The organism is Brachybacterium sp. B718/18 (assembly GCF_055454375.1).
On record NZ_JBVDDO010000002.1, the window covers coordinates 106,722 to 128,359 of the forward strand.

21 protein-coding genes and 1 pseudogene are annotated in these 21,638 nt (G+C 73.2%); 8 read left to right on the top strand and 14 right to left on the bottom strand.

Features of this window, described 5'->3' with window-relative positions; all coding sequences use genetic code 11:
* Positions 1-35: 35 nt before the first annotated feature.
* From ACZCAH_RS04370 to ACZCAH_RS04380, 3 genes are read right to left on the bottom strand one after another with little or no spacing between them, the layout of a single operon-like run.
* Positions 36-332: a hypothetical protein gene (locus tag ACZCAH_RS04370; RefSeq protein WP_329747029.1), complete on the bottom strand. Its 297-nt coding sequence runs from the start codon at positions 330-332 to the stop codon at positions 36-38.
* A 10-nt stretch (positions 333-342) separates the two neighbouring features.
* Positions 343-1,536: a TFIIB-type zinc ribbon-containing protein gene (locus tag ACZCAH_RS04375; RefSeq protein ID WP_464339907.1), complete on the bottom strand. Its 1,194-nt coding sequence runs from the start codon at positions 1,534-1,536 to the stop codon at positions 343-345.
* On the bottom strand, positions 1,533-2,717 hold the full coding sequence (locus tag ACZCAH_RS04380; protein WP_464339908.1) for an SPFH domain-containing protein: 1,185 nt from the start codon (positions 2,715-2,717) through the stop codon (positions 1,533-1,535). Before ACZCAH_RS04380 ends, ACZCAH_RS04375 begins: the two co-directional genes overlap by 4 nt.
* A 115-nt stretch (positions 2,718-2,832) precedes the next feature.
* On the opposite strand from ACZCAH_RS04380, the gene ACZCAH_RS04385 reads away from it, so the two are divergent.
* From ACZCAH_RS04385 to ACZCAH_RS04395, 3 genes are read left to right on the top strand one after another with little or no spacing between them, the layout of a single operon-like run.
* Entirely contained in the window at positions 2,833-3,168 is a 336-nt protein-coding gene (locus ACZCAH_RS04385; protein ID WP_464339909.1) for an ArsR/SmtB family transcription factor, read from the top strand.
* On the top strand, positions 3,168-3,851 hold the full coding sequence (locus tag ACZCAH_RS04390) for an SRPBCC family protein (RefSeq protein ID WP_464339910.1): 684 nt from the start codon (positions 3,168-3,170) through the stop codon (positions 3,849-3,851). The genes ACZCAH_RS04385 and ACZCAH_RS04390 overlap by 1 nt, the downstream gene beginning before the upstream one ends.
* A 4-nt stretch (positions 3,852-3,855) precedes the next feature.
* On the top strand, positions 3,856-4,785 hold the full coding sequence (locus ACZCAH_RS04395; RefSeq protein WP_464339911.1) for an arsenic resistance protein: 930 nt from the start codon (positions 3,856-3,858) through the stop codon (positions 4,783-4,785).
* Between the two features lie 3 nt (positions 4,786-4,788).
* Here the strand turns inward: ACZCAH_RS04395 and ACZCAH_RS04400 are convergent, their stop codons facing one another.
* Genes ACZCAH_RS04400 through ACZCAH_RS04425 form a run of 6 tightly spaced genes read right to left on the bottom strand, consistent with a single transcriptional unit; the run spans position 4,789 to position 11,062 of the window.
* Complete coding sequence (locus tag ACZCAH_RS04400; protein WP_464339912.1) at positions 4,789-6,606, bottom strand: ABC transporter ATP-binding protein; 1,818 nt, start codon at positions 6,604-6,606, stop codon at positions 4,789-4,791.
* A 31-nt stretch (positions 6,607-6,637) separates the two neighbouring features.
* Entirely contained in the window at positions 6,638-7,564 is a 927-nt protein-coding gene (locus ACZCAH_RS04405; RefSeq protein WP_464339913.1) for a bile acid:sodium symporter family protein, read from the bottom strand.
* Between the two features lie 28 nt (positions 7,565-7,592).
* Positions 7,593-8,231, bottom strand: a complete 639-nt coding sequence (locus tag ACZCAH_RS04410) for a response regulator (protein WP_464339914.1) — start codon at positions 8,229-8,231, stop codon at positions 7,593-7,595.
* Complete coding sequence (locus tag ACZCAH_RS04415) at positions 8,228-9,343, bottom strand: sensor histidine kinase (protein ID WP_464340258.1); 1,116 nt, start codon at positions 9,341-9,343, stop codon at positions 8,228-8,230. Before ACZCAH_RS04415 ends, ACZCAH_RS04410 begins: the two co-directional genes overlap by 4 nt.
* 28 nt (positions 9,344-9,371) lie before the next feature.
* A complete protein-coding gene (locus ACZCAH_RS04420) occupies positions 9,372-10,157 on the bottom strand; it encodes an ABC transporter permease (RefSeq protein ID WP_329747023.1) in 786 nt (261 codons plus the stop codon).
* A complete protein-coding gene (locus tag ACZCAH_RS04425; protein ID WP_329747022.1) occupies positions 10,154-11,062 on the bottom strand; it encodes an ABC transporter ATP-binding protein in 909 nt (302 codons plus the stop codon). Before ACZCAH_RS04425 ends, ACZCAH_RS04420 begins: the two co-directional genes overlap by 4 nt.
* 58 nt (positions 11,063-11,120) lie before the next feature.
* Between ACZCAH_RS04425 and ACZCAH_RS04430 the strand changes: the two genes are divergently transcribed.
* On the top strand, positions 11,121-12,557 hold the full coding sequence (locus ACZCAH_RS04430) for an amidohydrolase (RefSeq protein WP_464339915.1): 1,437 nt from the start codon (positions 11,121-11,123) through the stop codon (positions 12,555-12,557).
* A gap of 86 nt (positions 12,558-12,643) precedes the next feature.
* Here ACZCAH_RS04430 and ACZCAH_RS04435 read toward each other — a convergent pair.
* A pseudogene (locus tag ACZCAH_RS04435) lies at positions 12,644-13,027 on the bottom strand (hypothetical protein); the annotation flags it as partial.
* A 113-nt stretch (positions 13,028-13,140) separates the two neighbouring features.
* Between ACZCAH_RS04435 and ACZCAH_RS04440 the strand changes: the two are divergent.
* Entirely contained in the window at positions 13,141-13,977 is an 837-nt protein-coding gene (locus ACZCAH_RS04440) for a serine protein kinase RIO (RefSeq protein WP_464339916.1), read from the top strand.
* Here ACZCAH_RS04440 and ACZCAH_RS04445 read toward each other — a convergent pair whose 3' ends face one another.
* From ACZCAH_RS04445 to ACZCAH_RS04460, 4 genes are read right to left on the bottom strand one after another with little or no spacing between them, the layout of a single operon-like run.
* Positions 13,978-14,325: a DnaJ family domain-containing protein gene (locus tag ACZCAH_RS04445; RefSeq protein ID WP_464339917.1), complete on the bottom strand. Its 348-nt coding sequence runs from the start codon at positions 14,323-14,325 to the stop codon at positions 13,978-13,980.
* Positions 14,318-14,929 (bottom strand): YdcF family protein, encoded by a 612-nt coding sequence (locus ACZCAH_RS04450; protein WP_464339918.1) that lies wholly within the window; start codon positions 14,927-14,929, stop codon positions 14,318-14,320. Before ACZCAH_RS04450 ends, ACZCAH_RS04445 begins: the two co-directional genes overlap by 8 nt.
* On the bottom strand, positions 14,926-15,366 hold the full coding sequence (locus ACZCAH_RS04455) for an SRPBCC family protein (RefSeq protein WP_464339919.1): 441 nt from the start codon (positions 15,364-15,366) through the stop codon (positions 14,926-14,928). Before ACZCAH_RS04455 ends, ACZCAH_RS04450 begins: the two co-directional genes overlap by 4 nt.
* The gene (locus ACZCAH_RS04460) at positions 15,363-16,403 is read right to left on the bottom strand and encodes a GNAT family N-acetyltransferase (protein WP_464339920.1); all 1,041 of its coding nucleotides are present in this window, start codon (positions 16,401-16,403) and stop codon (positions 15,363-15,365) included. Before ACZCAH_RS04460 ends, ACZCAH_RS04455 begins: the two co-directional genes overlap by 4 nt.
* Before the next feature lie 127 nt (positions 16,404-16,530).
* On the opposite strand from ACZCAH_RS04460, the gene ACZCAH_RS04465 reads away from it, so the two are divergent.
* The 3 genes from ACZCAH_RS04465 to ACZCAH_RS04475 all read left to right on the top strand — a co-directional run bounded on the left by ACZCAH_RS04465 (position 16,531) and on the right by ACZCAH_RS04475 (position 21,637).
* Positions 16,531-17,607 (top strand): MerR family transcriptional regulator, encoded by a 1,077-nt coding sequence (locus tag ACZCAH_RS04465; protein ID WP_464339921.1) that lies wholly within the window; start codon positions 16,531-16,533, stop codon positions 17,605-17,607.
* A gap of 320 nt (positions 17,608-17,927) precedes the next feature.
* Complete coding sequence (locus tag ACZCAH_RS04470; protein WP_464339922.1) at positions 17,928-19,514, top strand: HNH endonuclease signature motif containing protein; 1,587 nt, start codon at positions 17,928-17,930, stop codon at positions 19,512-19,514.
* Between the two features lie 23 nt (positions 19,515-19,537).
* Entirely contained in the window at positions 19,538-21,637 is a 2,100-nt protein-coding gene (locus ACZCAH_RS04475) for an oxidoreductase (protein ID WP_464339923.1), read from the top strand.
* Position 21,638: the final 1 nt, after the last annotated feature.

Consider the following 21,638-nt stretch of genomic DNA (forward strand, 5'->3'; position numbering starts at 1 on the left):
ATCGGTGACAGCGCCGGCGCAGGTCCGCGAGCACGTCATTCCACCCGGATGCGCTGCACGCGCCGCAGGTGGTCCCCGGTGTTGTCGCCGTTCATGCGGGCGCTGCTCTGGCGGTTGTTCTCGCCGACCTTGCGGTCGTTGCTGCGCAGGTTCCCGACGCGCACCTCGGTCTCCTTCTCGAAGACGTGGCGCTTGTCGGTGTTGCGGTAGTAGCGGTAGATCAGCCCGTACACGGCGGCGAACACCGCGGGCCCCGCCAGGAGCGGGAACAGGAAGCCGGCCGCCGAGGAGTCGCCGGAGCCGGCCAGCAGCAGGGGATAGAGCTCGATCATCGGATGCTCCTCAGCTGACGACGAAGAAGGCCAGGGACAGCGCGGCGGCCACGGCGGTCGCGACGACCCCCGAGGCGCAGGCGACGGCGAAGATCTTCGGATGGGAGACGGGCACCGAGCCCATCGTCGTCCCGGTGCGGCCGTTGACCGCGATGTAGTGGGTGAGGGAGCTGCCGTCGCGCGCGGAGTCGGCATAGGAGTACAGCCACACCGGCACGTACACCGCGACCCAGCGGGTGCCGTGCACGGCCACCCCCTCCCGCTCCCAGCGCACGCCGCGGTCGAGACCGCGGACGGTCGGCTGGGCCTTGGCCCGGGCGATGGCGAGGAACTTCTCCTCCACCTGGCCGTCGAGATCGCGGACGTTCAGGTCGCGGCGCTCCGAGGTGAAGCCTTTGAGGTAGTTCGCGTTGTAGGTGACGGCCTTCTCGGTGTCATAGGGCTGCACGGCGTTGAGCACGTTGTTGGTCGCCGAGCGGTTGTCCTGGGCGGAGAAACGCTGCGCCGACTCGATCGTGAGGTCGTCGACCAGGAGGTCGAAGGCCCGCTGGACGCGGTAGACGTCCGCGTCGTAGCGGGTCTCGCGCCGCTTGTTGTCGCCGCTGCCGACCGTCACCGTGTACTGCCTCGTGGTGACCTCGCCGGTGCCCTGCAGCACCGCGTGCATGTTCCCGTCGACCACCAGGTACGGGATGTACACGCCCATGACGTTGTCGGGCACGTACTGCTCCTTGAAGCGGGCGTGCGCGAAGGCTCGTCGGTTCGCGACGAAGGCGTCGATCTGCGCGATCGCCTGCTCCCGGGTGAGCGCGAAGGGCAGCACCGCATCGGGGATCGCCCCGTTGGGGATCTGCGTGTTCAGCGAGAGGGTCTGGCGGCACCAGTGGCACCGCGACTGCACCTGCTCCGCCGCGTTGATCACGACCTCCGCCCCGCAGCCCTGGCATTTCAGGGTGACGACCGAGAGGTCCTCGCGGACGTCCGCCGTGCCCGAGGCCATGGTGTGCCCGCGCAGCTCCGCGATCGCGGAGTCGAGCCCGAACGCGGTCTCGGCGACCTCCTCGTTCCACTGGAAGCGGCAGTACCCGCACACGAGCGAGCCGACCGAGATCTCGTAGTGGATCTCGGCCGACCCGCACCGCGGGCACTTGTCGAGGCCGTCGTCCCTGCCGGAGCTGGTGTCGACGATGCGGTCGTCGGTCACAGGCCGAGCGCGGCCTTCTTCGCCGCCTCGTAGTCCGCCTCGGAGATGAGGCCCTGGTCCAGCATCTGCTTGTACTGGGCGAGCTTCGCGACCGGGTCCTCCGCGGCGGGGGCCGCCGGAGCGGCCGGGGCCGCCTGCTGCTGCGGGGCGCCGGTCTGCTGGACCGGGTTCACGAGGCCGCCGACGGCACCCGCACCCGCGCCGAACATGGCCAGGCCCGTCCCGCCGCCGTTCTCGCCGGCGGCCTGCACACCGCGGGCCACGGACTGGTTGAGGTAGGACTGCGAGCGGGCGCCGGAGAGGGCGTCGGCCTTCTGCACCTCGGTGAGCAGGGCGCGGGTGTTCGCGTCGTACTCGATGGAGACGATCGCGGTCTTCACGATCGCGAGGCCGCGGTCGGTGGACCAGCGGTAGCCCTCCTCGACGGCGGCGGAGAGGGACTGGGCGAAGCCGACGGAGTCGCCCTGGATCTTCGTGATCCGGTTCCCCTTGTCGGGATCGTTGGTGTAGCGCGAGAAAGCGGCGGCGAGGGAGCCGACGACCTCGCGGAACAGCTGGTTGCCCGCGGCATTGTCCGGATCGGAGAAGTCGAACACCCCGGCGTTCGCGGAGATGAAGGCGGCCGGCACGAAGTTGTGCACGAAGAGCAGCGGGTCCACGATCCGCAGCGTGTACGAGCCGCGGGTGACCGCGCCGACCTGCGAGTTCAGGTAGGCGTCGTCCCAGTAGATCTCCGACTGGGTGCCGAAGCGGTTGTCGGGGATCTCCTTGAGGTTGACGAAGAAGGCGAGCTGCTGCGAGGAGGGGCGGCCGCCGAACTTGAAGCGCTCCCAGGAGGTCTGCACGGTCGAGGCGAGCATGCCGTCGCCCGCGAAGACCGAGCGGGAGTCCGGGGAGGAGTCGGTGAACTCGTAGCCGCCGGCCTCGGTGACCAGGCCCGTGGCCCGCCCATCGACCACGGTGATCAGCCCGTACCCCTGCGGCACGATGATCTTCGACCCGTTGGTGATGACGTTCTCCGAGCCGCGGGTGTTCGAGCCGCGACCGGCGTTGGTCCCCTGCGGCACCGCCGGGAACAGCGCCGCGGTCTGCGGCAGTCCCGACGGGACGGTGAGGAAGTCCTTCCACTGATCGGCGAGCATGCCGCCGACAGCGCCCTTGAATGCCTGGATGAATCCCATGTCAGCTCCTTCGAAGCCCCCGAGCGTGTGATCGGCGACATGCTACCGCCCGCCTCCGGGCCTTCGCTGAGCGCCCACCCCTTTCTATATCAGCGCACACTGATATCATCATAGTGTGAATTCCTTCGCCCTGCTCGCCGATCCCGTGCGCCGACGGATCCTCGAGATCCTCAGCGACGGGGAGCAGTCGGCGGGCACGATCGGGGAGGCCGTCTCCGCGGAGTTCCACATCCGCCAGCCGGCCGTCTCCAACCAGCTGCGGGTGCTGCGCGAGGCCGATGTCGTGCAGGTCGAGCCGTCCGGCTCCCACCGCATCTACCGCCTGCGCCCGGGCGGCCTCGACGAGGTCGCCGCCTGGGTGGACCGCTACTCGCGCCTGTGGCCGCAGCGCCTGGACGCCCTCGAGACCGAGCTCGCCCGCGAGAACCGCGCCCTCCCCGAGGAGACCTGATGCACCGCCCCACCGCGCGCGCCCTGACCGGCAGCGCCGACCACCCCCGACTGTCCTTCGTCCGCACTGATCGCACGAGCCCCGCGGCGCTGCGGCGCGCGCTCGTAGACCCCGAGCGCCTCGCGCGCTGGTTCGGTGAGATCGGCGGCGTCCTCGCCTGCGAGGAGGACCTCGTGCAGGTCTGCTGGTCCTGGCAGGCCGACGCGCCGGCGGACGAAGAGATCGAGGAGCGGGCCGTCGAGCGCTGGCGCGGTCTCACCCGCGCCCCGCTCGTGATCACGCGTCTCCTGCCCGCCCCGCCCGAGCGGGTGTGGGAGACCGTCGCGAGCACCGAGGGCCTGCGCTCGTGGTGGTGGACGCCGTGGGACGACGTGAGCATCGAGGCCGACATGCGGCCCGGCGGCGCCTACCGCATCCGCGCGCCGCGGATCGGCGTCGAGCTCGGCGGCACCTGCCTCGAGGCCGCGCCCGGCCGCCACCTGGCCTTCACCTGGCAGTGGGCCGATGCCGACGGCGTCTCCGCCGACGAGGCCGTCGAGATCACGCTCGCCCCGCAAGTCGCCGGGACCCTGCTGACGCTCCACCACACCGGCCCCTGGTCCGAAGGCGACGGGCAGGTCGAGAACTACCGCCTGGGCTGGGAGGACACCCTCTCCGCCCTCGAGCGCCTGCTCGGCTCCTGACGCCGTGCAGCAGCTGCTCGAGCGCCGCCAGGTCCCCCTGTACCTCCTGGCGATCGGCGCCGGGATCCTGCTCGGCGCCGTCCTGCCGGGCGCCGCGCCGGACCTCGAGCGCGCGGTCGAGCCCGCGATCGCGGCGCTGCTGCTCGTCACCTTCCACGGCATCCCGCTGCGCCGCCTCGGCGACGCCCTGCGCGATGGGCGCTTCCTGGTCGCCCTGCTCGCGGTGAACTTCCTCGCGGTGCCGCTCCTGGTGTGGGCGCTCACGCGGCCGCTGGCCGGCTCCCCCGATCTGCTGCTCGGCGCGCTGCTGGTGCTGCTCGCCCCCTGCATCGACTACGTCGTGGTCTTCACGGCCCTCGCCCGCGGCGCCCACGAGCGGCTCCTGGCCGCGACCCCGCTGCTCATGCTCGCCCAGGTCCTCGCCCTTCCGGTGCTGGTCCCGCTGCTCGGCGGCGGGGCGGCGCGGGAGCTGATCGAGCCCGCGCCCTTCCTCCGCGCGTTCGTGCTGCTGGTGCTGCTGCCGCTCCTGGCTGCGGCGCTGCTGCAGCGACTCGCGCCGCGGCTCGATCTCGCCCCGGCGATGGTGCCCCTGATGGCGCTGGTGCTGCTCGCGGTCACGGCCTCGCAGGCCCCGCGCGTCCTCGGTGCCGGGAGCGCGCTGCTCGTGCTGCTGCCCGTCTACGTCGGCTTCCTCGTGCTCGCGACGGCGGCCGGGATCCTCGTCGTCCGCCTCGCGCGGCTCGGGACGGCCTCGGCCAGCGCGGTGACCTTCTCGGGCGCGACCCGCAACTCGCTCGTGGTGCTCCCCCTCGCTCTCGCCCTGCCCGGGAGCCTCGTCCCCGCGGCGGTGGTCACCCAGACCCTCGTCGAGCTGGTCGGGATGGTGCTGCTGGTGCGGGTGCTGCCGCGCCTGCTGCCGGAGCGGAGCGGCTGACCCTCAGCTGGTGATGTCGAAGCGCGCGAGGCGCTTGCGGTCACCGGCGTTCTGCAGGTCGAGCAGCTGGGCGTAGATCCCGCCGGAGGCGGCGAGCTCGGCGGGGGTGCCGATCTCGTCGATCCGGCCGTCCTCGAGGGTGATGATCCGGTCCACCGCGGCGATGGTGGAGAGCCGGTGCGCGATGATCAGCGAGGTCCGCCCCTCCATCAGCTCGTCGAGGCCCTTCTGCACCTGCCGCTCGGCGCGGGTGTCGAGAGCGGAGGTGGCCTCGTCGAGGACCAGCACGGGGGCGTCCTTGAGGATCGCGCGGGCGACCGCGACCCGCTGGCGCTGCCCGCCGGACAGCTTGAGGCCGCGCTCCCCGATGACCGTGTCGTAGCCGTGCTCGAAGCGGGAGATGAAGGCGTCGGCGTTCGCGCGCCGGGCGGCGTCGACGACCTCCTCGTCGCTCGCGCCGGGTCGTCCGTAGGCGATGTTCTCGCGGATCGTCCCGGAGAACAGGGAGGCGTCCTGGAAGACCACGCCGATCCGCGAGCGCAGCTGGTCCAGCGGCAGCTCGGTGCTCGAGCGCCCCACCACCTCGACGCTGCCCTCGCGCGGCTCGTAGAGGCCCAGCAGCAGGTTCACGATCGTGGACTTGCCGCCGCCGGACTCGCCCACCAGGGCGACCTTCTCGCCGCGGGCGATCTCGACGTCGATCCCGTGGAGCACGTCCTCGCCGTCCTCGTAGGCGAAGGACACCTCGCGGAAGGCGACCACCGGCGCTCCCGGCACCGGCTCGACGAGGTCCTGCGCCGGGGCGCCGTCCTCACCCGCGGCGAGCATCGCGGCGGTGCGCGGGTCGACCGGCGTGGCCATCACCCGGAAGTAGTCGCGGCTGCCGGCGATCGCCCGCTGCGAGGAGTCGATCACCCAGCTCATCGATTCCACCGGGGCCTTGGCCATGCTCATCAGCTGCACCAGGAGCACCATCTCGCCGAGCGTGAACTGCCCCTGCACGGTGCGCACGAAGATGATCGCGTAGATCGCGAAGAACACCAGGTTCAGCACCGCCCGACGCAGCACGTCCATGGTGTGCCAGTGCGTGGACTGGGCGCGGGTGAGGCCGTCGGTCGCGCCGAAGCGGCGGGAGAAGTCGGCGAGCTCCCCGCGCTCGCGCACGAAGGACTTCACCACGCGGATCTGACCGATCACCTCGGCGAAGCGCCCGGAGGCGATGTCCACCTGCTCGTTCTTCTCGCCCTCGAGCCGCTGCCATTTCACGGAGGTGAGGGAGGTCAGCCACACGTAGATCGGGAACACGATCAGCAGCAGCAGCGCGAGCGGCCAGGCGTAGTAGGCGCTGATGCCCAGCACCGCCGCGGTGGTGATCAGCATCGCGGCGAAGGAGTTGGACATGGTCTTGATGAACTGCGAGATCTCGGCGATCGAGCGGTTCAGCCGGGCGACGATCGTGCCGGTGATCTCCCCGTCGAACCAGCTCTGCGGGAGGTGCAGCAGCTTCTCGTAGTAGCGGGTCGAGAGGATCGTGCGCATCCGGTTGCTCAGCACGTCGCCGTACCAGCCGCCGATGTTGGAGACGACGGTGTTCAGCAGCTCGGCGACCAGCACCGCCCCGGCCAGCAGCAGCACGGTGCGCACCGCCGCGCCGGCCCCGGTCGCGTCCGAGACGGCGCCCGCCACCGTGTCGGTCGCCCGGCCGATGAGGAAGGGGACGGCGAGCGCCGCGAGGGAGGTCAGCACCGAGCAGAGAATGACCGCGGTATACAGGGGCGCGAGGGAGCGGGTGAAGCGCACGATGCGCAGCAGGGAGGACACGGACAGCAAGCCTAGGGGCTCGCGGGCCGCCTCAGTCCGCCTTGGGGCCGACGATCCCCAGGAGCACCCCGACGGTGACGCGCTCCCCCGCGCGGCGACGGCGCACCGCCCCGGTGATCAGCGCGTAGGGCACCAGCAGCACGAAGCCGACGGCGCTCACGAGCAGGATGGAGACCACGATCGAGCCGTCGTTGGCCCCGGTGCGGGCCACCAGCAGCGCCGCGGCGATGTTCCGCTGGCTGGTGAGGATCGCAGGCCCGTCGGGCACGGTGAGGGTCTCCCCCGCGAGGTCCCCCGCGGAGCGACCGGCGAAGAAGGCGAGTGCCACCAGGCCCACCGCGACCAGGATCGCCGGGGACAGCAGCAGGTCCAGCAGCAGCGCGCTGTTCGACCCGAAGCCGGAGAGGAACATGAGCACCGCGGAGACCGCGGCGACGCTCCCGGCGATGCGCGCGAACAGGTCCGCCCGGGAGGGGAAGACCGCGGCGATGACGATCCCGGCGACCATCGGCGCGAGCATCGTGCCGAGCAGCAGCCGGGCCACCGCCCAGCCGTCGACCTGCACGTCCTGCAGCAGCACCGGCACCACGAGCGGCATGAACACGATCGAGCCGAGCAACAGCACCGCCATCGGCCCGGCGGTCTCCCCGTAGGGGATCTTCGCCATCGCCCCGAGCTGCAGCACGAAGGGGGCGCCCGCGGCGCACAGCGCGATGATGAACCCCTCCCCCGCCTTCTCCGGCAGGAGCGGGCTGACCAGGATCAGGATCAGGGTGCCGACGGCGGGGACCACGACGAAGTTCGCGCCGAGCACGGCGAGCACCGTGCGGCGGTCCCGCAGCTGGGCGGCGAAGGCGTGGATCGGGGTGCGCAGGCCCATCGACAGCATCGAGGCGATCGCGAAGATCGGCACGCTGATGTGGATCAGCGCCACCAGGACCGATTCGAGGGTGTGCACCGCAGAAGCCTACGCGGGGCCGGTGCCCTCAGATCCAGCCGTGCTCGGTCGCGGTGCGCACGGCCTCGGCCCGGTTGGCGACGCAGAGCTTCCCGATGACGGCGGAGAGGTGGTTGCGCACGGTCCCCTCGGAGAGGAAGACCCGGGCGGCGATGTCGGCGGTGGTGCCGCCGCGGGCCGCGGCGCGCAGCACCTCGGTCTCCTTCGCGGTGAGCGGGTTCGGGCCGACGGCGAGGGACTGGGCGGCGAGTTCGGGATCCACCGCGCGCAGCCCCCGGTGCACGCGGCGGATCGCGTCGACGAGCCGGTCGACGGGGGCGTCCTTGACCATGAACCCGTCGGCTCCCGCCGCGAGCGTGCGCCGCAGGTAGCCGGCGCGGCCGAAGGTGGTCAGCACGATGATCCGGACTCCCCTCCCGCGGAGCGCCTCGGCGACCTCGAGGCCGTCCGCCGGACCGGTAGTGCCACCGGCGCGCACCCCGGCGGGCATCTGCACGTCGAGCAGCAGCACATCGGGTCGCTCCCGCTCGACCAGGTCGAGGGTCTCGGCGCAGGTCGCCGCCTCGCCGACGACCTCGAGATCGCTCTCGAGGCGCAGCAGGGCGGCGAGGCCGCTGCGCAGCAGCGCCTGGTCGTCCGCGAGCAGGACGCGCAGCGGGGCGCTCATGCCCGGCTCCTGTCGCGGGGCACCCGGGCGATGAGCAGCGTGCCGCTCCCGCTCGGCGGGGGCGAGGCGATCTCGAGGCTGCCTCCCGCCGCCTCGAGGCGCCGGCGCAGACCGGCCAGCCCGCTGAGGGCACGGGACGGCGGCAGGCCGGTCCCGTCATCGAGCACCTGCACCTCATCCTCCTCGAGGGTGAGGGTGCAGCGGGTCGCGCCCGCATGCCGCACCACGTTCGTGACCCCCTCGCGGATCGCGTAGCCGAACAGCTCCGAGCGCTCCTCGGTCAGCTCGGGCAGCGCGGTGGGCGTGACCGCCTCGATCCCGGCGGCGCCGAGCACGCTGCGGGCCGCGGCGATCTCGTGCGCGGCGCGCACCTCCTGCATGCCGGAGACGGTCGTGCGCACGTCGGCGAGGGATTGGCGGGAGATCCGCTCGATCTCGCCGAGCCGGGCGCGGGCGGCCTCGGGGTCGGTGGGCAGCAGCCGTTGGGCCAGCTGGGCGGTGACGGTGATCGTGGTCAGCGAGTGCCCGAGGATGTCGTGGAGGTCCCGGCCGATCCGCTCGCGTTCGACGGCGACCGCGAGATGGGCGTTGCGCCGCTCGGCCTCATCGAGCCGCTCCTGCAGGATCCCGCGCTCGATGCCCTCGGCGAGCCCGAGGGACAGCACCAGGCCGACGAGGGCGAGCACCGCGGCGATCGGCCGGTCGGTCGTCGCGGCGCCGACGAGCACGGCCACGGCGATCACCGGGACCGTCACCCGCGCCCAGCGCAGCGGCAGGATGATCCCGTGCATGACCTGCTGGAACATCACCATGTACAGCACCTCGAGGCCGATCACCCCCCAGAGGGCGCCGAGGAGGACCCAGGCCGCGGCGAGCCACACCAGCCGGTCCCGCACCGGATAGGCGCGCAGCCCCGCGGTGTAGGCGAAGAGCACCGCGTAGAGCGCGCAGATCAGGGTCACCAGGAGCGCCCGCGGCACGCTCAGCTCGGTCCACGCCGGGATCAGGATGTACAGCAGGAACAGCAGCGAGGGCACGTTGTAGAACAGCGAGCCGCTGTCGAGCGCGGCGCGATGCACCCCGCGCAGCGTGCGCGGGGGCGGCGGCGGCATGTCGGTCACGGGAGCATCCTCGCAGGCCTCAGCGGCGGGAGGCGCGGCGGGCGGCGCTGCCCAGCAGCAGGGCGCAGGCCAGCACCAGCCCCAGGGTCCAGGCCGCGAGGACCGCGAGTCCGCGCAGGGGCAGGTCCCCGCCGACGATCCCCCAGGCGCCGATCTCCCCGAGCCAGTAGGTGGGCAGCAGCACCGAGATCTGCTGCAGCCAGTCGGGGAACATCTCGAAGGGGAACCAGAGCCCGCCCGCGACGGCGAGCAGCATCGTGCCGATGGTCACCACGGGGCCGACGGCGCTGGGCTTCAGCGCGAGCCCCACGGCGAGGCCGAGCAGCACCATCGGGACCATGCTGATCCAGAGCACGAGGAGCACCCGCAGCGCCTCACCGGCGGTGATCTCCACCCCGGCGAGGAGCACTCCCGCGAGGATCACGCCGATCAGTGCGGGCAGCACGACGACCTGGGCAGCGATCAGCTTGCCGGTCACGAAGCTGCGCGGCTCGAGCCCCGCGACCATGAGCTGGCGCAGCCAGCCGTTGGTCCGCTCGACCTGGATCAGCGAACCGGTGTTGAGGGCGGCGGTGAGCCCGCCGTAGGACGCCATGTTCACCATGATGAAGGTGCCGACGGTGGCCCCGCCGGGCAGCTGCTGGCCGCCATAGATCTGGTCGAAGAGCAGGAACATGATCACCGGCAGACCGACCGTGAAGAACACGAAGAGCACGTTGCGGAGCGTGAGGCGGATGTCGGCGAGGGTGTAGCGGACGGTGCGGGTGAGCTGCGGGACATCGGCAGTGGTGGCGGTGGCGGTCATGAAGTGCTCCTGGTGGTCAGCTGGAGGAAGGCGTCCTCGAGGGAGGGCGTCCCGACGAGCACGTCGCGCACGTCGGGCCCGCCGGGGGCGAACAGGGCGGCGAGGGTCGCGTCGGAGTCGCTCGTGGCGAGGCGGATCCGGCCGTCCTCGAGCAGCTCGGTGCCGCCCACCCCGGGCAGGCGCTCGAGGTCATCGCCCGTGGCCCCCGAGCCGAGGGCGAGGGTCACGACCCGTCCGCCGATGCGTTCCTTGATCTCCGCCCCGGTGCCGTCGGCGACGAGCCTCCCGGCTCTCATCACCACCACGCGGTCCGCCTGCTGGTCGGCCTCCTCGAGGTAGTGGGTGGCGAAGACGATGGTGCGGCCCTCGACGGCGACGGCCCGCATCGACTCCCAGAAGCGGTGCCGGGTGCCGACGTCCATCGCGACCGTCGGCTCGTCCAGCAGGATCACCTCAGGGTCGGGGAGCAGGGCGAGGGCGAAGCGCACCCGCTGCGCCTCGCCGCCGGAGAGCTTCGAGGTGTTCCGGCGCAGGAGGGGCGCGATGTCTGCCCGCTCCACGACGTCGTCGATCGGCAGAGGGTGCGCGCACACCGCGGCGACGAGCCGGAGAAGGAGGCGCACCGGCACGTCCTCGAGCAGCGTCCCGTTCTGCAGCATCGCCCCGATCAGCCCGCGCCGGGCGGCCTCGGCGGGCGGGACGCCGAGCACCCGGACGGTGCCCGCGCTCGGGGTGGCGAGGCCCAGCATCATCTCGGCGGTGGTGGACTTGCCGGCTCCGTTGGGGCCCAGCAGGGCGAGGATCTGGCCGCGCGGCACGGTGAGGTCGAGGTGGTCCACGGCGGTCACCGGGCCGTAGGTGCGGCGGACGCCGCGGAGGTCGAGGGCGGGGGTGCTCGAGGTCATGCCCCTACTGTGCGGGCGGATCCCGCCCCGGTCCCATGACAGCTGTCATGCTGTGTCGATGCTGATCAGACAGGTGATGCTGCGCGGTGCGGACGCGCCGACGGATCTCCGCGCGACCGCGGGCCGGATCGTGGAAATCGGCCCGTCCCTCCCTCGGCGCGCGGGCGAGGAGGTCCACGAGGCGGGCGGCGCGCTCGCGATCCCCGGGCTGTGGGATCAGCACGTGCACGCGGGGCAGACCGCGCAGGGCTATGCCCGGCTGGACACCGCGGGGGCCGCCTCGACGGCGGAGATCGTCGCGCGCGTCGCGGCGGTGCTCGGGGCGGACCCGGTGCTGGTGGGCTTCGGGCACCGACTGGTGGATCTCGCGGGCGAGCCGACGGTCGCGGCCCTGGACGCGGTCGGCGGCGACCGGGTGCCGGTGGTGCTGATCGGCGGCGATGCGCACCATGCGTGGATGAGCTCCGCGGCGCTCGCCGCCCTGGGCCTGCCGCAGCGCACGGGCGTCGTCGCCGAGGACGAGTGGTTCGACGCGGTCGCCCGGCTCGAGGAGCTGCCGGGGGTCGCCGCGGGCCTCGAAGCGGGGATCGACCGGCTGCAGCAGGACGCCCTCTCCCGGGGGCTCGTGGGCCTGACCGACATGGAGTGGGGCGAGTCCTGGCGCCTGTGGCGGCGCCGCGACGAGGAGGGCCGGGTGCGGATGCGGGTGCGCACCGCGACCTACGCCTCGGGGCTTCCGGCCGTGCCGGGGCCGACGGGCACCGTGCTCGGCCCCTCGGGCCTGGTCACGATGGGGCCGTTGAAGGTCATCGCCGACGGCTCCCTCGGCTCCCGCTCCGCGTACTGCCGGCATGTGGGCGGACCCGTCGGCGTGCTCAGCGACTACGCCCTCGAGCTGCCGCAGCTGCTGACCCGCGCGGCGCAACTCGGCCTCGAGCCGGCGATCCATGCGATCGGCGACGCGGCCGTCGGCGTGGTGCTCGACGCCTTCGCGGCGACGGGGGCGAGGGGTCGGATCGAGCACGCCCAGCTGCTGGCCGACGAGGACGTGGCCCGGATGGCGGCGCTCGGGGTGCGGGCGTCGGTGCAGCCGGCGCACCTGCTGGATGACCGCGACCCGACGGAGGAGCTGATGCCCGACGCGGCCCACCTCGCCTACCGGTTCCGGGATCTGCTCGCCGCGGGCGTCCCGCTGCTCTTCGGCTCCGACGCCCCGGTCGCGCCCGTCGATCCGTGGCTCGCGATGGCCGCCGCGGTGCACCGCAGCGCCGACGAGCGCGGGGCCTGGCACCCCGAGCAGGCCCTCCAGCCGCACGAGGCCCTCCTCGCCTCGACGGACGGAGTGCGCGAGCTCGCCGTCGGCGGCCCCGCGGACCTGGTGCTCCTCGCCGAGGACCCGTTCGAGGAGGTCCCCAGTGCCGCCGCGACCCGCGAGGCGGCGGCCCGGCTCACCGAGGTGCGGCCCCTGGCGACCATGGTGGCCGCCAGGGGCTGAGGGGCCTCAGGCCGTCCGCGCGAAGAGGTCGAAGAACTCGTCCGCGAGACCGATCCGGCCGGGTAGAGGATGCCGATCAGCGGCACCGCCGCCCGCGGTTCGCTGATCGCCCCGGACTCGTCGGTCTGCAGGATGCCCCGCAGGTCGACGTCGGCCGCGTACTGCTCGAGCGCCCAGTCCGGCAGCGGCTCGGCGGGTTCCCCGGGCCGCGGGGTCGAGTACGCGTAGACGACGTCGAGGCCAGTGCGCCGCTGGTAGTCGCCGGAGAGCCGGGTGAACACGCCCCAGTCCTCCTGCGGCCACGAGTCGCCGTCGGTGTACCCGGCCCCCGAGGGCCCGCACACGAGCAGGTCGTTCTCGGTCGCGGTGTCCTGGAAGTGCTTCAGGATCGGCCATGAGCCCGCGGCGGGTGAGGGTGCGTCGGGAGGGGAGGAACTGGACCGGTTAATCAGTGGCGTCGACGCCGGCACCCCGCCTACGGTGCTCCCAGCGCGTCCCGATCGGGCCGCCCCTGAGGGAAGGAGGAGCTGATGAGCGTCACCGTGCTGACCCCTGCCGTCCGCCCCTTCCCTCAGGAGAATCCATGACCCCGATCGACTTCTTCCTTCCCGAGCTCGACGACGACCAGCGCTGGTCCACCTGGCCCGAGACCGCGCACACCCTCGACCGCGGCCCGCAGCCCTTCCCCGACTGGGTGGTGCAGCACGACGGCGCGATCGACACCGAGCTCGGCATCCTCAAGACCGGCAAGGAGGCCGACGCCTTCCTCCTCGAGCGCGGCCTCCCGCAGGAGCTGTGCACCGGCGCCCCCGGCGAGGTGACGCTGCTGGTCGCCAAGCGCTACCGCGACCCGGACCAGGTCACCTTCCACCGCTCGAGCGCCTACACCGAGGGCCGCCGCACCAAGGACTCGCGCGAGGCCCGCGCGATCGCGAAAGGCACCGCCTTCGGCCGCCGGGCCGCTGCGGGCCAGTGGGCCCGCACCGAGTTCGACGCCCTCGGCCGGCTGTGGGAGGCGGGCATCCCCGTCCCCTATCCCGTGCAGATCCAGGGCACCGAGCTGCTGATGGAGTTCGTCGGCACCGATGACGAGCGCGGCGCGGTCGCCGCACCGCGCCTGCAGGAGACCCGCCCGTCGGCCGAGGAGGCGGAGCGCTGGGCCCGACACCTGCGCGACGCCGTCGCGGAGATGGCCCGGATGGGCCTGGTCCACGGCGACCTCTCGCCCTACAACGTCCTGATCGACACCCGGCAGGCGGAGCCGGACCCGGTGATCATCGACGTCCCGCAGGTCATCGACCTGATCGCGAATCCGCACGGCCGGGAGTTCCTCGAGCGCGACTGCCGCACGCTCTGCACCTGGCTGCGGGCGCACGGCGCTCCGGAGTCGGCGACGGATCCCGAGGACTGGATGCCCTGATCAGCCCTCTCGCAGCCGCCGCCACTGCGCGACGGCGTCGTCCCCGTCCCAGGCCGGGGCGAGCATCCGCTGGAAAGGGTGCTCGCGCCGGTCCTGGTGGACCCGGCGGGTGAAGTCCGCGGCGTACTCCCGCACGGCCGCCTCGTCGCGCAGCTCCGCGAGGGTCTCCGCGCGGCGCTCGAACTCGCGGCGCAGCAGCACGACGACGGGCAGCACCGCCTCGGGGTCGATGTCCCCGCTCTCGAGGCGCTGCTTGACCCACCAGTCGGGGTCGTGGGTCTCCGGCAGCCGCAGCGGCTTCCCCGCGAGCGGCGACCCGGTGAGGTCGAAAGGATCGGGGTCAGCCACGGATCTGCCCGTCCCGTCGGGCCCGGCGCAGCCCCTCGAGGCCGATCACCGTCGTCCACGGCCCGCGCAGCAGCTGCTCGCCGGGCCGGCAGTTGTCGGCCGCCGCGAGTCGGGCGGCGAGGTCGGGACGCTGCGTGCGCAGCATGCCGTGGGCGCGCAGCTCGTGCAGCGGATCAGAGGCGACCACGATCCGATCCGCGTCCTCCAGGACGGGCACCGTGCACGCCATGTTGTCCCAGGTGGACCGGCTCTGGGTCTCGAGCGCGACCTCCCCCTCGAAGCCCAGGTGCTCCCGCAGGTGCCGCGCCATCAGCCCCGCCTCCGAATGCGCCCCGCGCACCGCCCCGCCGCTGAGGACCAGCAGCGAGGACGACGCCCGAGGGTCGCGCGAGCGCAGGCCCACGTCGAGGCGCCAGCGGTTGACCGCGTTGAGCTCGGTGCCGTCGTTGCCGTAGCCGAGGACCACGATCACCTCCCGCCCCGTCGGATCCGTCGGCCGCAGCGCCGCGCGCACGCGTTGCGCCCCGAGCGCGGCGGCGACCTGTCCGGCCGCGAGCACGAGCATGGTCGCGCCGAGCCCGACGAGCAGCAGGCGGCGGATCACCGGCCCTCGGCGAGCGCCGCGAGATTCTCGATCGAGGCGGCGAGCATCTCGGCGGTGGTGCGGGAGGAGCGGGCGATCCGCGCCTCGTCGACCAGCCGGGAGAAGTCGTAGGAGTGGGTGACGAGGGTGCGGTCCTCCGCGAGCGGCTCGAGCTGCCAGATCCACTCGTGACCGGGCGGCTCCTCGCCCGCCGGCGCGGTCAGCCACCCGATCTCGCGCCCCTCGACGAAGCGGGTGACGTGGTTGTCCTTCTGCTTCCCGGAGGTGTTGCGCATCGTGAAGACGTCGCCGACGGCGGAGACCCGCTGCCCCTCGGGAGCCTCGGCCAGGTTGCCGTTGCCGTCCCAGCGCGGCTGCTGGGCGGGATCGGCGATCAGCTCGAAGAGGGCGGCGGCGGGGGCGGCGATCTCGCGGGAGGCGGTGCGCAGGGTGCTCATGCGCCCATTCTCCCCTGGTACCCCACCTCCCGGTGGGACACCCGGTAGCCGAGCTTCTCGTTGATCGAGATCATCCACGGGTTCACGTGCGAGTTGAAGGTGACCAGGCTGCGCACCTCGGGCGCTCGCTCGGCGAGCAGCGCGTGGGTCGCGACCTTGAGCGCGAGACCCAGGCGATGCCCGCGATGATCGGGCATGACCAGCGTGTTCTCCTGCCACCCGAGGCTCGCCCCCGGGGCGGTCTTCACATGGATCACCGAGTTCCCGGCGATCGTTCCGTCGGGGGCGACGGCGACCGACTGGAACTGGGTGATGCCCTGCTCGGCGAGCCGCCGCTCCCCCGTGCGGATCCGCTCGGGCGTGTACTCGGGGGCCTCGTACTCGATGTCCTCGTCAGGGTCGTCGAGGTCGAGCTGGCGAAGCAGCGCCCCGTAGGAAGCCAGGTGCTCCTCGGGGGCGGGGCCGTCCCAGATCTCGATCCGGTACCCGCCCTGTCGCTCCTCCGCCTCGGTGCGGAGGGTGTCGAGCAGCGCGGCCTCCAGCGGCAGGTCGAGCCGACGGCACACCCCGATGTTCTTCCGGCTCACGCCCAGTCGGGCGGCGAGGCGGTTGACCGGCAGCGCGGGATCGTCGGGATCCCCGTCGGCCGGGATCTCGCCCCACGCGCCCACGAGCGGACGCCCGGACTCCGCGATCGCGGGCCGCAGCGCCTCCTCGACGATCGCGGTGCCGATCCCCCGACCGCGATGGGCCGGATGCACGCTCAGCCCCACCTCGACCAGCTCGGTGTTCTCCTGCAGCGGGAGATGCACCGACCCGCGGCCGACGATCATCTCGCCGCCCTCGAGCCCCTCCGAGACGGCGACCCAGCGCTGGGCGCGGGAGTACTCGGTGTCCTCGCAGGCCAGTCGGCGCTCGGCGACGGAGTACGGCTGGACGCCGCCGAAGGCGTCGAGGTCCAGGGCGTCATCCAGGGCGTTGAACTGCTCGAGCTCGGCGTCGGAGGTGGTGTCGAGAAGACGGATCGTGACAGACATGAGGGCAGTCGACCACGCCGACGAGGGACCGCGCGAGCGTTTTTCCCGGCCCCCCTTGACCCTCCCCCGGGGACAATCCGGAGGGTGGTCACTGCCGGGACGGACCCGGCGCCCGGAAGGAGAACCGATGGACGGGACACTGCTGAGCATCGGGGAACTGGCCGCCGCGAGCGGTCTCAGCCCCAAGGCGCTGCGCCTGTACGACGAGTCGGGGCTGCTGCCCCCGCGTCGGGTGGACCCGTTCACCGGCTACCGCTCCTACGGACCGGATCAGATCGATCGGGCGCGGCGCATCGCCGCGCTCCGGGGGCTGGGCATGGGCCTGGCTCGCATCCGCGTGGTGTGCGATCTCGACGACGACGCAGCCGCCGCCGCGGAGCTGCGCTCCTGGTGGCGACAGGAGGAGGCCGACGCCCTCTCCCGCGCCGCCGTCGTCGCCGACCTGGTCCGTGACCTCGGGCAGCATCACTCGGAGGACATCATGACCACTTCCACCACCACGTCCACGACCACCCCACGCACCGCCTTCGCCCTGCACCAGGGCCTCGAGCGACCCACCCAGGAGGACGCCGTGTTGATCCGCGAGCTGCCGGGCGGCCGGGTGCTGCTCGCCGTGGCCGACGGCTTCGGCGGGTCCGACGATCTGTCCGCGCGACTGCTGCGTGCCCTGGCCGACGCGGTCGAGGCCGCCGCCTCGGCCCCGCCCCTGGCCGCCCTCGAGACGGCCTGGATGGCGGTGGAAGCGCTGGTCCCGACCTCCGGCGCCGCGGGCTCGACCCTCTCCGCCGCGCTGCTGGAGGGCGACCGCCTGCACGTGGCCCACCTGGGAGACACCCGGATCTCGCTCGTGCGCGCCGGACGCCTCGAGCACATCACCCAGGACCACACCCAGGTGCGCTCGCTCCTCGAGGCGGGCCGGCTCTCTCCCGAGGAGGCGGCGAGGCATCCGGACCGACGCCTGCTGAACCGGGCGCTCGCCGCGGGCGCCCCGACGGCTCCGGACCTGCTGGTGCGCAGGCTCGAGCCGGGCGACCTGGTGCTGCTCTCCTCCGACGGTCTGCACGCCGTGGTGGATCCGGCGGACCTCGCGGAGGCGCTGGCCGCGGAAGGAGAGGATCTGGAATCCCTCGCGGCGCGATTGGTCGATCTCGCACTGGACGCCGGCGGCCCGGACAATGTGGGGGTGGCCCTGGCGCGGGTGTGATGTCGGGGCGCGGAGGAATTCTCCGGAGTTCTCGAAGTCCGGGGAATTCCCCTCCGCCCCACCCCGTCCCCGAGCCCTGGCGGACCCCGGACTCCGCGCCCAGTACCTGCGGCGAGATCCTCGCACAGGGGTCCGACAGACGAGTTCGCCCGTCCACAGAATGCGATGTTCGGGGCAGCAGTTCCTCCCCACAACAGGGTTATCCACATATTTATCCCCATTCGGCGATCGGCCTTCCGTCGGGCTTTCTCGCCGAATATCCTCGGAGCATCGATCGGGCATGCACCAGCGGCCCGCAGGGGTGAGGGGAGGTGGGGCGGATGGGCGACTTCGTGGACGACCACGACGCGAGCTCGCTCCTGCCTCCCGTCGCTCGGCCGGCGCTGCCCGAGTGGACGGTGCGGGCGCGTCGGCCGCTGACCGCGGAGCGGATGCTCGAGGAGGTCGCGCCGGGCAGCGTCGAGGCGGGCCGGGTGCTCGCGCTGCATCGCGCGTCGCTCGCCCGCACCCGGATGTACGCCCACCATCTGCGCCTGCTCGCCACCTTCTTCCGGGAGGATCCGGAGGTGCAGGGCCGCCCCGAGGACGCGGATCTCAGCGCACTGAAGGTCGCGGTCGGGCTGCGACTCACCCTGGACCAGGCCTGGGGCCAGGTGCGCGATGCCCGCACCGCGGTCGAGGTCATGCCGCTGACCTTCGAGTACGTGCGCCGCGGGGAGCTCCCGGAGTCGATGCACCACCGCCTCCTGCGCGCGGTGCGCCGCCTCACCGATGAGCAGGCCGCGGAGGTCGACGCACATCTGGCCACCCTCGAGCTGCCCTCGGTCTCGGTGGACACCTTCACCCGGCACCTCCGGCTCGCCGTCGACCTCACGAGCGCCGGGGCCCTCCCCTCCCCGCCCTCCGAGAGCCGGGGCGTGGAGATCGTCGACGTCGACACCGCCTCCGGCACGGCCTCCCTGCTGGTCACCGGGCCGATCCTCGAGATCCAGGGGCTCGCGCACCGTCTCGATGTCGCCGCGCGCGCCGTCCAGGAGGCCCAGCGCCACGCCCTCGAGGAGGGCGCCGAGGGGCCGCTCCCCTTCGACCTCGACCAGGACCTCGCCGCGCGCGGTCGCCCCCACTCCTTGAACACGCTTCGCTACGCGATCCTCACCCACACCGTGCTGGACACGGATCCGGTGCAGGAGACCGCCTCGCCGTACCGTCTCCTGGTGACGGTTCCCGTCATGACGCTGCTCGGCCGCGACGACGCCCCCGCTCTGATCGAGGGCACCACGCCTCTCCCCGCGGAGCTGGCCCGCGACCTCGCCGCCGGGGAGGCCACCTGGACCCGGATCCTCACCGACCCCGTGACCGGTGCCTATCTCCCCGCGAGCGCGACGACCTATCGGCCCTCCGCCCAGGTGCGGCTCCAGCTGCGGCTGCGCCACCCCGTCTGCGCGGTGCCCGGCTGCTCCCGTTCCACCGCCCTCGCCGCGGAGGACGACCACGTCCTCGAGTTCGACCCTGCAGATCCCGCCCGCGGCGGGCCGACCGCCCTGGAGAACCTGCACCGCCTGTGCCGCACGCACCACCGGCTGAAGACCGCCGGCACGATCGATCCCACCCGGGACCCGGGAGAGACCGGCATGCCCCTGCGCACCACCTGGACCCTCGATGACCAGCTCCGCACCCGCAGCGAGGAGGCCGTCGACCTGCTCACCCCGCACACCGTGCGGCTGCTCGAGCACGCCCGGCAGGAGCACGAGCGCCGCGCCGCCGAGGCTCGCGCCCTCCACGCGGCGGAGAGCAGCAGGCCCCCCGGCGAAGGGATCGCGCAGCAGCGACGTGCTCTGCTGGACCGCCACCGGGGCCGCCGGGTGATCCCGCGGTCGACGCCCCCGCCCGGCGACCCGCCGTACTGACCGGGCCTGGCACAATCGCGGGCATGACTTCCCCGCACCCGTCGTCCGCAGCGTCGCGGTACCGGGCCCTGCTCTCCCCGCTGGACCTCGGTCGCCTCACCCTGAAGAACCGTCTCGTCATGGGGTCCATGCACGTGGGCCTCGAGGACCATCCGGGGGATCTCGCCCGCCTCTCCGCCTTCCTCGGCGAGCGCGCCCGCGGCGGGGTCGGACTCATCGTCACCGGCGGCCACTCCCCCAACCGCTCCGGCCGCCTCACCGCCGGCGGGGCACAGGCCGACGAGCGCACCATGACCCGCCACCAGGTGATCACCCGCGAGGTGCACGACGCCGACGGGCGGATCATCCTCCAGCTGCTCCACGCCGGCCGCTACGCCGCGCAGCCCCTCGCCGCCTCCCCCAGCGGCGGCCGCTCCCCGCTCTCCCCCTTCCGCAGCCGGCGCCTCACCCGGCGCGGCACCCGACGCACCGTCGAGCAGTTCGCCCTCGCGGCCCGGCGCGCGGTCGACGCCGGCTACGACGGGGTCGAGCTGATGGGCTCCGAGGGTTATCTGCTGAACCAGTTCCTCGCCCCCGCCACGAACCGCAGACGGGACCGCTTCGGCCGGGGCGCGGAGGGCCGGCGCGCTCTCCCGCTCGCCATCGCGGCCGCGGTCCGCGACGCGATCGGCGAGGACGCCCTGCTCAGCTATCGCATCTCCCTCCTCGACCTGGTCCCGGGCGGGCAGACCTGGGACGAGACCGTGGTGCTCGCGAAGGGCCTCGCCGAGCGCGGCGTGGACGTCCTCTCGACCGGCATCGGCTGGCACGAGGCGCGCGTCCCCACGATCGTCACCTCGGTGCCGCGCGGGGCCTTCGTGCCGCTCACCGCTCAGCTGCGGAGCGAGGTGGACGTGCCCGTCATCGCCTCCAACCGACTGCACGATCCCGACCTCGCCGAGCAGGTCATCGCCCGCGGCGAGGCCGACCTGGTCTCGATGGCCCGCCAGTTGCTCGCCGACTCGCACCTGCCGCGCAAGCTCGCCGAGGGCCGCTCAGGTCAGGTCGTCGCGTGCATCTCCTGCAACCAGGCGTGCCTCGACAAGGTCTTCGTCGGGAAGCGGGCGAGCTGCCTGGTGAACCCCCGCGCGGCCCACGAGACGGAGCTGGTGCTCACCCCCGTCGCCCCGCGACGGGTGCGGAAGGTGGCGGTCGTCGGCGGCGGTCCCGCAGGTCTCGAGGCGGCCCTTGCCGCCGCCGAGCGCGGGCACGTGGTGACGCTCTTCGAGGCGACCGAGGAGCTCGGCGGGCAGCTGCGCCTCGCCGCCCGCGTCCCCGGCAAGGAGGACTACGCGCTCGCGCTGCGCTCCTGGAGGATGCGGCTCGCCGCGGCCGGCGTCGGCATCCGGCTGGGGATGCGCCCCACCCTCGCGGACCTCGCGGGCTTCCACGACGTGATCGTCGCGACCGGCGTCGCCCCCCGCCCCGTGGACCTGCCGGGATTCGCGCCGTCGGCCGCGCCGCCCGCCGCGGGGCCGCAGGTCGTCACCTACCAGGACCTGCTCGAGGAGCGGGCGGTCGCCGGCGAGCGCGTCGCGATCATCGGCGCGGGCGGGATCGGCGTCGACGTCGCCGTGTACCTCACCTCCGCGATCCCCTCCCCCACCCTCGACGCGCGTGCCTGGCGAGAGCACTGGGGCGTCACGGACCCCTCGGCCGTGCGCGGCGGCGTCACGGCCGCGCCGCAGCGCACCGAGGCCGACGACGGCCGACGCGCCCGCGAGGTGCACCTGCTGCAGCGCAAGGAGACCAAGATCGGCGCGGGCCTCGGGCGCACGACCGGCTGGGTACACCGGGCGGAGCTGCGCCGCGCCGGCGTGATCCAGCATCGCGGCGTCACCTACGAGCGCATCGACGAGCAGGGCCTGCATCTCGTGGAGGACGGCGAGGCGCGCGTGCTCGAGGTGGACACCGTGGTGCTCTGCGCCGGTCAGGTGAGCGTCGCCGGCCTCGCCGCCGACCTGGGCGCCGCGGCCACGCGCTCCTCGCCCCGGGTGCACGTCGTCGGCGGGGCGGACCTCGCCGCCGAGCTCGATGCGGAGCGCGCGATCCGGCAGGCCGTCGAGGTCGCCGCCGCGCTGTGAC

What these genes read in the sequence shown, in the direction of transcription:
- ACZCAH_RS04370 (WP_329747029.1), bottom strand. Translation starts at nt 332, where the DNA reads ATGATCGAGCTCTATCCCCTGCTGCTGGCCGGCTCCGGCGACTCCTCG.
- ACZCAH_RS04475 (WP_464339923.1), top strand. Translation starts at nt 19,538, where the DNA reads ATGACTTCCCCGCACCCGTCGTCCGCAGCGTCGCGGTACCGGGCCCTG.
- ACZCAH_RS04425 (WP_329747022.1), bottom strand. Translation starts at nt 11,062, where the DNA reads ATGACCTCGAGCACCCCCGCCCTCGACCTCCGCGGCGTCCGCCGCACC.
- ACZCAH_RS04410 (WP_464339914.1), bottom strand. Translation starts at nt 8,231, where the DNA reads ATGAGCGCCCCGCTGCGCGTCCTGCTCGCGGACGACCAGGCGCTGCTG.
- ACZCAH_RS04390 (WP_464339910.1), top strand. Translation starts at nt 3,168, where the DNA reads ATGCACCGCCCCACCGCGCGCGCCCTGACCGGCAGCGCCGACCACCCC.
- ACZCAH_RS04455 (WP_464339919.1), bottom strand. Translation starts at nt 15,366, where the DNA reads ATGAGCACCCTGCGCACCGCCTCCCGCGAGATCGCCGCCCCCGCCGCC.
- ACZCAH_RS04465 (WP_464339921.1), top strand. Translation starts at nt 16,531, where the DNA reads ATGGACGGGACACTGCTGAGCATCGGGGAACTGGCCGCCGCGAGCGGT.
- ACZCAH_RS04470 (WP_464339922.1), top strand. Translation starts at nt 17,928, where the DNA reads ATGGGCGACTTCGTGGACGACCACGACGCGAGCTCGCTCCTGCCTCCC.
- ACZCAH_RS04430 (WP_464339915.1), top strand. Translation starts at nt 11,121, where the DNA reads ATGCTGATCAGACAGGTGATGCTGCGCGGTGCGGACGCGCCGACGGAT.
- ACZCAH_RS04380 (WP_464339908.1), bottom strand. Translation starts at nt 2,717, where the DNA reads ATGGGATTCATCCAGGCATTCAAGGGCGCTGTCGGCGGCATGCTCGCC.
- ACZCAH_RS04420 (WP_329747023.1), bottom strand. Translation starts at nt 10,157, where the DNA reads ATGACCGCCACCGCCACCACTGCCGATGTCCCGCAGCTCACCCGCACC.
- ACZCAH_RS04415 (WP_464340258.1), bottom strand. Translation starts at nt 9,343, where the DNA reads ATGCCGCCGCCGCCCCCGCGCACGCTGCGCGGGGTGCATCGCGCCGCG.
- ACZCAH_RS04460 (WP_464339920.1), bottom strand. Translation starts at nt 16,403, where the DNA reads ATGTCTGTCACGATCCGTCTTCTCGACACCACCTCCGACGCCGAGCTC.
- ACZCAH_RS04440 (WP_464339916.1), top strand. Translation starts at nt 13,141, where the DNA reads ATGACCCCGATCGACTTCTTCCTTCCCGAGCTCGACGACGACCAGCGC.